Below are 12,379 nucleotides of genomic sequence, written 5' to 3'. Positions count from 1 at the left end.
CCCTCGTACAGGACCGTTCGGCCCTCGCTACGGATACCGGCCCGGCGGATGGTGGCTGGTACGGATGGCGCGTACCAGCCTTCTGCGCCCCCACACGACGACGTACAGGAGGTCCGCTCGTGAAACACACCCAGGTCGGCGAGGTGATGACGGCGGCAGTCATCTCGGTGGATCGTTCGACCACGTTCAAGGAGATCGCCAAGCTCCTCGCCGACTACGACATCACCGGACTGCCCGTCGTGGACGAGAACGACCGGGTGGTCGGGGTCGTTTCCGAGAGCGACCTGCTCGCCCGCACGGCCCGGACGGCCGCGGACATCATGTCGTCTCCCGCTGTCACGGTCTGCACGCAGAAAAGCGTCTCGGAGGCCGGACAGCTCATGACACGACGGGGCGTGGAACGCCTTCCGGTCACCGACGAGGAAGAACGTCTCATCGGCATCGTCACCCGGCGTGACCTCCTGCGCGTCTTCCTGCGCCCCGATGCCGAGATACGGCGGCACGTGATCGAGGCTGTGCTGTCCGACAGCATCGGGGCGCCCGCCGGAGAGGTGGACGTGCACGTCCTGGATGGTGTCGTGACCCTCCGAGGCCGGCTGGAACGGCAGAGCCAAATCCCCCTCGCCCTGCGACTCACCGCACGCGTGGACGGAGTCGTCGCCGTGGTGGACGAGCTCACCGCCCGCGCGGACGACTCCCGGCTGATCCCACCGGAGCGCGGACCACACCCCATCGCCTGGTAACAGCGAAGTGCTATGCGCAGCCTGAGGAGGCCACGATCATGAACCACCACGTAACCGTCGGCGTCGACGGCACCCTCCAGAGCCTCTCCGCAGCCCGCTGGGCAGCCCGCGAGGCCACGCTCCGGCAGGCCCCCCTGCGGATCGTCCACGCCGAGGACTGGTCATCCGGCACGCTGATACCCGAACTGGATCCCGGGACGCGCGACCGCTGGGCCGACGAGGTCCTGGCCTTCGCCACCGGCGACCTGAAGCAGGCGTATCCCCGCCTGGAGATCTCCACCCGTCGTCTCTCGGGCAGGCCTTCCACGGCTCTGGCGGCAGAGGCCGAGAGCGCCGGCCTCCTGGTCCTCGGCTCCCGCGGGCTGGGCAGCGTGGTCGGCTTCATCGTCGGCTCCGTGAGTCTGTCCACCCTCACCGCCACCGAGACACCCGTCGTCCTCGTACGCGCGAAGGAGGACGACGGGGAGAACGCGGCCCGCACCCCGCACGGCGAGATCGTCGTGGGCGTCGACATCCACCAGGCCTGCGACAGGGTCCTGGCCTTCGCCTTCGAGGAAGCCTCGCGCCGCGACTGCACGTTGCGGGCGGTGCACGGCTGGAAGCTCCCTCCCGCGTCCGGCTACTCGCCCGTCCTCAATCCCTCGGTCGCACGCGAGGTCGACCGCACCGTCGCCCAGATGCTCGACGACATGCTCATGCCGTGGCGGCTGAAGTTCCCGGACGTGCGGCTCGAGGAGAAAACGTTCATCGGATCAGCGGGACGGGAGCTGGTCCAGGCCACCGCGGGCGCGGACCTCGTCGTCATCGGACGCCGCATCCGCCGCTCCGCGCTGGGCACGCACCTCGGCGCCGTCGCCCACGCCCTGCTCCACCACACGGCCGCGCCGGTCGCCGTAGTCGCCCACGACTGACAGGCCATCGGATCCGGCCGGTTCCTCACCATGCCCGGCTGCAGCCCTGCCGGGGCGTGATCGCCTTCTTCGCCATCCTCTTCACGGAGCGCTGCCCCCGGCCCCTGTTCGACTTCAACGTCGGCGTGCTCCGATGGTCGTGGCGGGCGGTCGTCGCCCTCGTCTGCACCGGAACGTACCCGCGCGGCCTGTTCGACTTGGTGGCCGGCCTCAACCGCTGGGTGCTGCGCGTCATCGCGTACGCCGCGCTCATGACGGACGACTACCCGCCCTTCCGGCTTGACCTGGGCGGCCACGAGCCGCCGCGCATCCCGGACGTCGCCCGGTAAGGGCCGGTCGGCTCCACAACGGGCCCCTCGGCCCCTCTTGGAAGCGGTGGCCGGGGCGGAGTCTGGAACTCACACATCAATTGAGGGAGATGGGCACTATGGCCAACCTTGTGACCGCCGGCCTCGACGGCTCGCGCGAAAGTGTCGCGGCGGCCCGATGGGCCGCGCACGAAGCAGTCCTCCGTGGGGTACCTCTGGCCCTGGTCCATGTGGAGGAATGGCTGGAGCGCCCCCCTCTCGCCGTCGCTACTACCGAGGTCCAGCGCCATTGGGCGGAGGCGCTGCTCCGCGAGGCCTCCGAGGAGATCAAGGGGATACACCCGGAGCTGGAGGTCACCGCCCGCCGACTGTCGGGGATTCCGGCCACTGTCCTCGCCCACGCGGCTGCCTCTTCGGACATGCTGGTGCTGGGGTCCCGAGGGCTCGGCGGCATCGCCGGATTCATCCTCGGCTCCATCGGCGCCGGTACCATCACCGCAACCGATCAGCCGGTCGTCCTCGTCAGGGCGCCGCAGGATCAGGCAAAGCCTGCCGGGGATTCCCGTCCCGACGGCCCGATCGTGACGGGGGTCGACATCGGTCACCCGTGTGACGCCCTGCTCTCCTTCGCCTTCGACGAGGCGGCACGCCGTGGGTGCGCCCTGCGGGTGCTCCACGCCTGGGCACCGCCGCCGGTCGTCGGCTATGGCTACGGCTACGGTCTCGATCCCGGTGTTCAGGAGGAGATCGGTCGGGGAATCGCCACGGCCGTGGACGAGATGATCCGCCCGTGGTGCGAGAAGTACCCCTCGGTGACCGTGACCCCCGAGGTGCGCATCGGCCAGTCCGCGATCCAGCTCGTGGACGCATCCAAGGGTGCCGCGCTGGTCGTGGTCGGCAGGCGCATCCGACACTCCGCCTACGGCACCCACATCGGGGCGATCACGCATGCGGTCCTGCACCACGCCGCCGCGCCCGTTGCCGTCATCGCCCACGAGTGAACCCACCAGTGCCCCCGGCTCGTGTCAGGTGTGCGCGGGCGTACGGGTACGCCGCCTCAGGCGGCGCAGTTCGTCGGTGCCCCAGACCAGGACGGGGAAGGCCGCGATGAGGGCGACCACGTCGAGGGGGAGGGCGGCAGTGCCGAAGAGACCTTGCAGTGGCGGGACGTAGACCAGGGCCCCGGTGAAGACGAGTTCGAAGGCGATGCCGACCAGGAGCAGCGGGTTGGTGAAGAAGCCGATGGCGCGCAGTGACGCGTGGTCGGTGCGGGCGGCCACCGCCGTGCCGACCTGGCAGGTGACGATTCCGGCGAATGTGGCAGTCGTCGCGGTCACGTAGGCGTGGTGCAGCGGGGTCCCCGGGCCGGTGGGGTCTCCGGGGTGCCAGCCTGCCCTCCACAGCACGTAGAAGAACGCGGTCATGACCAGGGCGGCGGAGACAGTGCCGAGGTAGCCCCAGCTGCGGATGAGCATGTCCTTGGAGATGACTCCCTGGGAGCTCGGCCTGGGCGGGCGGCTCATGCTGCCCGGCTCCGCGCGTTCGCGGCCCAGGGCGAGCGCCGGGAAGGTTTCGGTTCCGAGGTCGATGGCCAGGATCTGCAGGACGGTGAGGGGGAGCGGTATTGAGCCGGCCGACAGGGCGAAGATCAGGAAGGGGACTACCTCGGGTGTGAGGTGGGCGAAGATGTAGACGATGAACTTCCGTACATTGTCATAGACTTGGCGGCCGGATTCGATCGCGGTGACGATGGTGGCGAAGTTGTCGTCGGTCAGCACCATAGTGGACGCCTCGCGGGCGACGTCGGTGCCGGAGAGCCCCATCGCCACACCGATGTGGGCGCGGTGCAGTGCGGGGGCGTCGTTGACGCCGTCGCCGGTCATCGCGACGATAAACCCGTGGGCCCGTAGGGCATCCGCCACCTTCAGTTTCGTCTCCGGCGAGGAGCGGGCGAAGACGACCTCGGCGTCGCCGTCCGCGAGGAGCCGGTCGAGGTCGTGATCGCCAATGGACTCGGACTCGGGCACCACGACCAGGCGGGGTGTCCCGATGCCGACCTCCCGGGCCACAGCGGCAGCAGTCGCTCCGTTGTCGCCGGTCACGATATGCACGAGGAGCCCTGCTTCGTGGCAGCGCCGCACCGCGGCGGCAACCTCGGGGCGCGGGGGATCGTAAAGACCCACAAGACCCAGCAGCGTCAGTCCCGTCTCCGCGTCCTCGCGGTGCGTCACTGGCGCGCCGTCGCCCAGTTCGCGGGTGGCTACGGCGAGTACGCGCATGCCTCGGCCGGAGAGTTCTTCGGCCGCGGCGTGCGCCGTGGCGTTCTGGGCGGCGTCCAGGGTGCGGGCCAGGACCGATTCCGGGGCTCCTTTGACGATCAGCCGCATGACGCCGTCCGCCGGATCTCGCTGGACGACGGACATCAGGCGCAGCCGGGGGTCGAAGCGGAAGACAGTGTGGCGGTCCGCGTCGCGCGCGTCGAGGTCGAGCGGGGCGCCTCGATCGGCGGAGCCGGTCACCAGCGCGATCTCCGTGGGGTCGCCGTGGAGTTCACCGTCGGCGTCCCTGGTGACGGTGGTGCACAGGGCGGAGGTAGCAGTGAGCCGTACGGCCTCGGGACCGGGGTTCGTGCCGGCGGCGGGCGTCCAGGTGCTTTGGAGCCGCATCTTGTTCTGGGTGAGGGTGCCGGTCTTGTCGGTGCAGATGACGTTGGTGGATCCCAGGGTCTCCACGGCGCTGAGTCGCTTGATGACCGCGCCTTGGCGTGCCAGGAGGCGCACCCCGACGGCGAGGGCGAGGGTGATGGTCGGCAGCAGTCCTTCGGGCACGTTGGCGACAAGCAGCCCGATGGCGAACATCAGCGCGTCGGTCAACGGCAGGCCCACGGCGACGCCCAGGACCAGAAACAGCGCACCCATCGCGACCGCGACAGCGGCGATGAGCCAGGCGACCTTCTTGACCTGCTGTTCCAACGGGCTCGGGTCCCGTCGCGTGCGCTGACTGAGGGCGGCGATGCGCCCGAGTTCGGTGTGATCACCGGTGGCGAAGACCATCGCCCTGGCCTGGCCCGCGGTGCAGGTCGTGCCGCTGAAGACGAGGTTGGGTTCCTGTAGAAGTGGAGATCCTGCGGTCCCCGGCCCGGCGATGCGCTGGGCCGGGGTGGACTCCCCCGTCAGCATGGACAAGTCGACTTCGAGGCCTCCGTCGATGAGTCGGACGTCGGCGGGGACCTTGCCGCCCTCGTCGAGGGCGATGATGTCGCCCGGCACCAGGGTGCGAGCTTCCGTCTGCCGGGATTTGCCGTCTCGGATCGCCATCGCGTGTTCGGGAAGGTACTTGGCGAGGGTTTCCACCGCCTGCTCGGCCTGCTGCTCCTGGAGCAGGGCAAAGGCGGCGTTGACGAGGACGATGGCGACGATCGCGATCCCGAGCACGCGGATGTCGGCGACGAACGCCATGCCCGCCGCAGCCCACAGCAACAGGGCCAGCGGGTGGACAAGTTGACGTACCAGCTCGCGTCCCAGGGAGGTGTGGCCCTTGCGCCGGACCTCGTTGGGGCCGTAGACGGCGAGCCGGCGTTCGGCCTCCCGCGTGGACAGCCCGTCCGCTCCGGTGTCGAGCTCCCGGCGCAGCAACGGCAGCGGTTCGCTCGGATCACGCGGTGTGGGCGGTACTCCTCCCTGAGGTGGGAGGTGGCCGGTGAGCGCCTCAGTCATCGTCGACTCCTGATTGAGTGGGCAGTCGGCCGGACCAGCCGGGTTCCACGCGCTGCCAGTCCCGTTCCCACGTGGACAGGCTGCGCGTCTCGGCGGTCCGAAGTCTCAGGTGGACGACGCCTGCGGCCGTCAGCGCGATCAGGGCGGCAGCAGTGGCGCCGACGGTCATCGCGGCGAAGGCCCGCTCGCCCGCAGATGGGAGCCCCTGGACCATAAGGCCCGTGTCGTCCACCCAGATCGCGACGGGACGGCCCGCGGGGGTTGTGGGCTGGACCTTTACGAGGCCTGTGTGCCGGGTGGACGAAGGGAACTGCCAGGCGGCCTGTGCGACGGACTCGGCAACACCGCCGCTCCAGGAGTCGGGTGCGTGTTCGGCGGCCCCGACCGTCATGGCCGTGATCCGGTGCACGTGCTCGGCCTCTTCCCGCACGGTGCGGCTGTCGACGTTCCACACCGCCAGCCCGACGGCCACTCCGCAGAAAGCGGCGACGAGAGTCGACAGGACGAAGGCGACGCGCCACCGGGTGCGTGTGCGGTCAGCCGTCCGCCGCAGCGGATTGGGCGGTGTTCCGTGGAGCATGGCGGGCCTCCGGCACCAGGCGTCTTCCTATTGGGCGGGTGAAGCGGCAGCGGTGAGTTCGGCGCCGATGTGGTGTGCCCAGGCCTGGATGCGCTCGGGGTTGCGGAAGTCTCCGCCCTTGCCCTGGCGTACGAGGGTGCGGGCGAGCAGGCCGGGCGTGCCCTCCGTGAGGCTGCCGCCGAAGGTGATGTGGTCGCGGGCGCCGAGTTGTCGCATCTGCCGGGCGACCGCCCGTACCGGCGGGATGTCGTTGCGTTCGGCGGAGGAGTCCACTGGTCCGCTGCTGAACAGCCACACGGGGCGGTGCTTCAGATGCCTGGCGTTGCGCTTCGCGCAGCGCCGGGCCCGGCCGTTCCACCGCCCCGCGTAAAGGGATCCGCCCAGCACCACCCCGTCGTAGCCTCGGACGTCCGTGACCTCACCGGCTGGGACCACCCAGACGTCGATGCCGTCCTCACGCAGCGCCGTTCCGATCTGCTCCGCAATCCCGGCGGTCGCACCGTGTTTGCTTCCGTAGGCGACCAGAACCTGTTTCGCACTCATGCGCTTTCTCCTTCGGTCGTTCCCTCGAGCCCGTACGCGATACGTCTTGGCGCTTCCTCCACGGTCCACTTGGGAACGCGCGGCCCGTAGGGGCCCACCGGGGGCCGGGTAGGGGCCGTTCGGCCCTCTCGGGGCCGGGTCCGGGCCCTTTGAGGGGATCTTCTTGAAGACAGGGTCAGTCCGGTGGAAGGCGGAACCAGCGCTCGTCTCCGGCCGCCACCACGACGGCCTGTTCGCCGGGCAGCACGAGGCCCAGCGGACCTTGACGGGATTGCGGGACGGTGACGCCGAACCTGCCGTGGAGCAGTCGGACACGGACACCGTGGTGTCCCCGGTGGCAGAGCGTGAAGGAGACCGGCTCGATCTCCCGTAGGGGGACGGGGTCGACGTACAGGCCGGAGGGGCCGGTCTCCAGGCCCGTGACACCGCGCTCCGCGAGGTCGAGGGTGCCGGCCATGGCGCCCAGGTGGATCCCCTCGCCGGTGGTGCCGCCCTGGATGTCCGTGACGTCGCCGAGGAGTGCCTCCTCGCAGTACTTCCAGGCGTCCGGGTCCTTCTGGCGGGCCAGTACCCAGCCGTGTACGAGGCTGCTGAGCGTCGATCCGTGGCTGGTGCGCGGCAGGTAGTACGCGACGGTCGCCCGCCAGACCTCGTCGTCGAGCCGGTGGCCGAGCCGGGCGAAGAGCCCGTACAGCTCCGCCGGGCGGAAGAGGTAGCCGAGCATGATCACATCGGCCTGTTTCGATGCCTGGTAACGGTTGACCGTGTCCCCTTCGGCCTCCAGGATCCGGTCGAGCCGGCGGACGTCACCGTACCGGGCGCGGTAGGCCGTCCAGTCGAGCTCGGCCAGGTCTCCGTATCCCTCGAACTGGCTGATGACGCCCCGGTGGAACGGAACGTACAGGCGGCGGGACACCTCCTCCCAGTGCTCCAGCGCGGCGTTGTCCAGTGCGAGGCGGCCGGTCAGCTCCGTGCGGCGCGCGGGGGGCAGCTCGTCGAGCAGTTCGAGCCCCCGCTGGATCACCCAGGCCGCGGTCACGTTGGTGTAGGCGTTGTCGTCGATCCCCGGGTTCGTCGCACCCGGATAGGCGTCGTGGTACTCGTCCGGGCCCAGCACACCGCGGATGCGGTACCTTCCTCGTTCCTCGTCGTAGACGGCGGCGCCGGCCCAGAAGCTCGCGATCTCCAGCAGGAGTTCCGCGCCGGGTCCGTGCAGGAAGCCGGTGTCTCCGGTGGCCCGCCCGTAGCGGCATACGTTCAGGGCTATGGCGGAGCCGACGTGGCGCTGCAGGTGCGAGTGGTCGGGCAGCCAGCGGCCCGAGCGGGGATTGAGGTGCACGGCCTGGCTCTCCTCCCGTCCCGAGCTTCCGCTCTGCCAGGGGAACATCGCCCCGCTCTGACCGGCTTGCCGGGCGGCATCGCGGGCGGCCGGCAGCCGCCGGTACCGGTACATGAGCAGGGCGCGCGCCACGTCGGGGAAGTGCAGGGTGATGTAGGGCAGGACGAAGAGTTCGTCCCAGAAGACGTGGCCCCGGTAGGCCTCTCCGTGCAGTCCCCGCGCGGGGACACCCACGTCCAGCTCGGCGGTGTGTGGGGAGAGCGTCTGGAGCACGTGGAAGAGGTGCAGACGCAGGATCCGGCTCGTCTCCCCCGATACGCTCAATTCGCCTTGCTCCCACAGGCCTTCCCAGGCCGAGTGCTGCGCCGTGAGCAGTGCCGGGAATTCGGGTGCCCGCGAAGCGTGTGCGATCGCGCGCGGCAGGAGATCTCCGGCCGGCCTGTCGAGGGAGGTGTACAGGGCTGCGGTCTTCACCACCGTCGCGGATCGCCTGGGGGCCACGGGCAGCCGGAACGCCTGCACCGTCCGGGTCGCGGTGCGGCTCGTCGCCGTGGTTGCGCGAGGCCGGGTGACCGTCCTGACGGCGAGGCCGATTTCGGTGCGGGAAGCGGTGGTCCGGCAGGCGACCCACGCGACGCCGAGCGGCGCGAAGCCCGTCTGGTGGTCCGTGAGGTGGTGGCCGTCGAGCCCGCCGTAGCGTTCCACTCCCGCATTGGCGACGTCTGCGTCGAGAACTGATTCCACTTCGACCAGGCCGCTCCAGCCGTACGCACGGAACGTGGTCCGCTGCGCGGCGAGGTAGGGGTCCCCCATGTGCACGATGCGGACGTGGGTGACGCCGAGGCGGCGGCCGTGGCCGTCTCGAAAGAGCATGTGCCGCGTGAGCGTCCCTCGGCGCAGGTCGAGCACGACCTTGTAGTGCAGCATGCCGGGGTCGTCGGGAGTCAGCCAGTCGCCGGGGAGTCCGGCGTCGGCGATGCAGCGGTACCGCAGTGCCGTCCAGTTGGGCAGGTTGACCATGTCCTCGTTCTCGACCTGCTGTCCGGCGACGTGCGAGGTGAGCCGGTTGTAGCAGCCGGCGGCGTAGGTGGCGGGATAGTGCACGGGGCCCGCCGGGGTCTCGGGGGCCGCGCCACGCGTGGCGAACCTGCCGTTGCCCAGCGTGCACAGCGCTTCGACGAGTCGCTCCGTCTTGGGGTCATAGTGGCCGTACTCCCACGTCGATGAGGCGGTCACGGTCCGGCCCCGCAGATGGTGTCGGCGACGGCGTGGAGTTCGACGGCGACCAGGTCCGCCCCGCGTTCCCGTAGTGCCCTCGCGGTGACGGGGCTCGTCGTCCGGTCGAGGCCGATGACGAGGCCGAAGTGGCCGCGCCGACCTGCTTCGACACCCGCGAGGGCGTCTTCCACCACCGCACAGCGGGCGGGGTCCACCCCGAGCCGTCCGGCTGCTTCGAGGAACAGGGCGGGGTCGGGCTTGCCCGCCAGCCCCAGCTCGGCGGCGTCCGTGCCGTCCACCACCGCGTCGAAACAGCTCAGGAGGGAGGCCGATCCGAGAAGCGGCCGGGCGTGGCGGGAGGCCGATACGGCGGCGCAGCACACGCCGTGCGCCCGCAGCCGGACGAGCGCCGGAGCAACGTCGGCGAAGACCTCGACGGCCCCGGCCTCCAACGTGCGCACGAACACCGCCTCCTTGCGCGCGGCCACAGACCAGACCGTGTCGTCACCCGGTGCGCTGTCGGGACTTCCGGTCGGCAGGTCGATGCCACGGGAGGTCAGAAAGGAACTCGCCCCGTCCAGCCGGGGCTTGCCGTCTACCCACTGGCGGTACTCACCGTCCGCGTCGAAGGGCGGCTGCCGCACGTTCCCCGACGAGGCCCAGGCCTCCAGAGCACTGTCGAAGGCGATCTTCCAGGCCGCGGCGTGCAACCGCGCCGAGTCGAGCAGTACCCCGTCGGTGTCGAACACGACGGCATGCGGGGCGATCACCCGGATCCCACACGGCGGCCGCTGATCCGGGTGGGAGTTATGGACATCCAGTGCGTGCGGGGTCCACCGGCCCAGGGGAGCGAGCGGGCTACGGAGTACAGGTGGCTGACTCGCTCCCCGTCCGTGATGCCGGAAAGCTCGCCGACGGCCATGACGCTCCAGCCTTTGCGCATCACGTCGTCTATGTGGTCCACCTCGAAGGCGACCTCGGTCCCGGTCGCCTCGGCGAGTCGCGAGTCGGCCGCCGTGCGGAACGCGATCTCGTTGCCCACGACGACGTAGTTGACGGGGAAGACGGCAAGCCCTTCCAGGCCGCAGAACCCGACCCGGCCGATGCCGTGGGTGGAGAGCAGCCGGTGGCACTCGGCCTCGCTCAGCTCTGTCGACTCGGAACCACGTATCGCGGTCCCCATGCCGGGAGGGCTGTCCGTCGTTCTCCCGGTCAGCTCGGCAACCGTCGTCCCCAGGCCGTCCGCGAGGCGGACGAGCATGCCCATGCTGGGCGCCGCCGCCCGCTCCTCCACGTAGGCGATGTACGACTCTGCGGCCCCACAGCGCTCTCCGAGTTCCTCACGCGTGATTCCCAGCTCTTCGCGGCGAGCGGTCACGCGCCGCCCGAGGTCACCCCGGGCAGCCGGAACCTTGATCGGGGACGCATCTGCCGTGGTCTCTCCCATGATCGTCACACCCTCGCGGTTCGGAGCAGGTACAAGAACTTGGCGACGCACTGGGCGTCTACCTCAGGCTGTACCCACCACCGCTGCACGCACAGGGCCGGACGGCCCCCTACCGGGGCCGGTCAGGCCCATTCGGCCCTCCCCTCGGAGTGTGACGGTGAAGACCGGTTTCCCCGCCTAAGGAAGGGCCGCCCTGCTCGAGGCAGCCACGATCCCGCCCTTGGTGACGTCCCGGCCTGCACTGATGTGCTTTCTCGGCGTGGAACAGACTCTCACAGGGGGTTCGTCGCCCTCTTCACGCGCATCTTCGCCCGAGGCGGCACGGTCGTCATCCCGGCCTTCGCGATCGTCCGTGCCGAGGTCGTCCCGCACGAACTCGCCGTGCTGCGGCGCTCCGGAGTCCTGCCCCGTTCCGTGCCCGGGTACGTCGACGACCCCAAGGGCCTCGCCGCGCTCGATGTCTACCGCGACGCCATCACCACGCGCTCCCCGAACTGCGGCTGGAGACCCTGGCACGGGGTGTGGACGCTACCAGCCCGGATCCGGTCCTCGCCGCCCGCACGGTCCAGCAAGCCATCGATGTCAACAGCGCCACCGGCCCGGGCGTCACCGTCGGCTTCGCCTCGGACGACACCCGCGCCCGCGACTTGACAGACGGTGCCCGGCGCGCTCGAAATGTTCGGCGAGCCTGCCGGGGACCATCAAGCGCACCGCTGATCTCTTCACTGTGCAAGGGATCCGCTACCGGCTGTCCGCTTCGGGAACCAGTCGGCGGTGGAGTTCCGTGGTCATCGCGTGGATGGCACGGGTCAGTTCGGTATTGGTCTTGAGTTCCAGCTCCTGCTCGACGAAATCGTGGTCGGCCTTCGCCTGCTGGAACGCTGCCTGCCGGTTCTGGCCGATCATCACGAATGTCGACAGGAAGATCGCCTCCAGGGAGACGATGAGCGTCAGCATCGGCCAGGGATTGGCCTCGACGAACAGCATCCAGAGGGTGAAGCCGATCGCGTGGAGATAGACGAACGGCATGGATCCGGCGAACCTCGTGATCGCGTCGGCGACGCGCAACTGGACATCGGCGGCTCGGCCCGTGCGGTGTGCGACGACAACCGGATGATGCCGCTCCTCGACTTCCGCTGCGGCCTCGGTTTTCTCCACCTGCTTGCCTCCTCCGGACGAGCGCGCTGATACGGCCTGTGCCCCGCATCGTCGCAAACCATCCACCGTGGCCGGCGTACCGCCAGGGCCCGCCGTCAGCCGGGGCAGCAGGCCCTGCCGGTACGCCTGCCACACTCCACCCCCGGCCACCGGCACAGAAGGGGCCGACCGGCCCCCACGCAGGGGCCGGTCCTGCCCTTCCCTCCTCCGGCCCCGTGGGGGCACGGTTCCGACATCGGCTCAACCGACGCATGCCGCAGCCTGCGGTTCGAAGGAGCACAGATGACCACCACATACCGGATCGCGGAGCTGGACGCGCACTGGCGCGCCGCGAACTACCTGGCCGTCGGCCAGATCTACCTCCTGGACAACCCGCTGCTCACGGAACCGCTGCGGCCGGAGCACATCAAGCCGCG

At 70.0% G+C, this 12,379-nt stretch carries 12 protein-coding genes; 5 read left to right on the top strand and 7 right to left on the bottom strand.

The genetic code is table 11. The features are described 5' to 3' along the window. Window positions 1-119 precede the first annotated feature (119 nt). The 4 genes from AC0693_RS37275 (at window position 120) to AC0693_RS37260 (ending at window position 2,963) form a co-directional block, all read left to right on the top strand. Window positions 120-743, top strand: coding sequence for a CBS domain-containing protein (locus AC0693_RS37275; protein WP_478804406.1), 624 nt, complete (start codon window positions 120-122; stop codon window positions 741-743). A 38-nt stretch (window positions 744-781) separates the two neighbouring features. Next, window positions 782-1,654 carry a universal stress protein gene (locus tag AC0693_RS37270; RefSeq protein WP_478804405.1) on the top strand — a complete coding sequence of 291 codons (873 nt, stop codon included), beginning with the start codon at window positions 782-784 and terminating at the stop codon, window positions 1,652-1,654. After that, entirely contained in the window at window positions 1,651-1,983 is a 333-nt protein-coding gene (locus tag AC0693_RS37265; protein ID WP_478804425.1) for a DUF4389 domain-containing protein, read from the top strand. Before AC0693_RS37270 ends, AC0693_RS37265 begins: the two co-directional genes overlap by 4 nt. A gap of 98 nt (window positions 1,984-2,081) precedes the next feature. Continuing rightward, the gene (locus tag AC0693_RS37260) at window positions 2,082-2,963 is read left to right on the top strand and encodes a universal stress protein (RefSeq protein ID WP_469338914.1); all 882 of its coding nucleotides are present in this window, start codon (window positions 2,082-2,084) and stop codon (window positions 2,961-2,963) included. Window positions 2,964-2,987: 24 nt separating this feature from the next. Here the strand turns inward: AC0693_RS37260 and AC0693_RS37255 are convergent, their stop codons facing one another. From AC0693_RS37255 to AC0693_RS37225, 7 genes are all read right to left on the bottom strand, one after another. Beyond that, window positions 2,988-5,678, bottom strand: coding sequence for a cation-translocating P-type ATPase (locus AC0693_RS37255; RefSeq protein ID WP_478804404.1), 2,691 nt, complete (start codon window positions 5,676-5,678; stop codon window positions 2,988-2,990). Beyond that, entirely contained in the window at window positions 5,671-6,258 is a 588-nt protein-coding gene (locus AC0693_RS37250) for an Rv1733c family protein (RefSeq protein ID WP_478804403.1), read from the bottom strand. The genes AC0693_RS37255 and AC0693_RS37250 overlap by 8 nt, the downstream gene beginning before the upstream one ends. A gap of 27 nt (window positions 6,259-6,285) precedes the next feature. Continuing rightward, window positions 6,286-6,801 (bottom strand): flavodoxin domain-containing protein, encoded by a 516-nt coding sequence (locus tag AC0693_RS37245; protein WP_468471860.1) that lies wholly within the window; start codon window positions 6,799-6,801, stop codon window positions 6,286-6,288. 175 nt (window positions 6,802-6,976) lie between these two features. Beyond that, the gene (locus AC0693_RS37240) at window positions 6,977-9,376 is read right to left on the bottom strand and encodes a glycoside hydrolase family 65 protein (protein ID WP_478804402.1); all 2,400 of its coding nucleotides are present in this window, start codon (window positions 9,374-9,376) and stop codon (window positions 6,977-6,979) included. Beyond that, complete coding sequence (locus AC0693_RS37235) at window positions 9,373-10,128, bottom strand: HAD-IA family hydrolase (protein WP_469318692.1); 756 nt, start codon at window positions 10,126-10,128, stop codon at window positions 9,373-9,375. Before AC0693_RS37235 ends, AC0693_RS37240 begins: the two co-directional genes overlap by 4 nt. Continuing rightward, on the bottom strand, window positions 10,125-10,805 hold the full coding sequence (locus tag AC0693_RS37230; RefSeq protein WP_469318693.1) for a helix-turn-helix domain-containing protein: 681 nt from the start codon (window positions 10,803-10,805) through the stop codon (window positions 10,125-10,127). Before AC0693_RS37230 ends, AC0693_RS37235 begins: the two co-directional genes overlap by 4 nt. Before the next feature lie 741 nt (window positions 10,806-11,546). Then, a complete protein-coding gene (locus tag AC0693_RS37225) occupies window positions 11,547-11,963 on the bottom strand; it encodes a DUF1003 domain-containing protein (protein WP_478804401.1) in 417 nt (138 codons plus the stop codon). Between the two features lie 282 nt (window positions 11,964-12,245). Between AC0693_RS37225 and AC0693_RS37220 the strand changes: the two genes are divergently transcribed. Continuing rightward, window positions 12,246-12,379, top strand: a 134-nt coding sequence (locus tag AC0693_RS37220; protein WP_478804424.1) for a phosphoketolase family protein, incomplete at its 3' end; no start/stop codon positions are given.

This window comes from Streptomyces sp. NPDC043876 (assembly GCF_056435825.1).
This window is presented reverse-complemented; position numbering and strand designations above follow the sequence as displayed.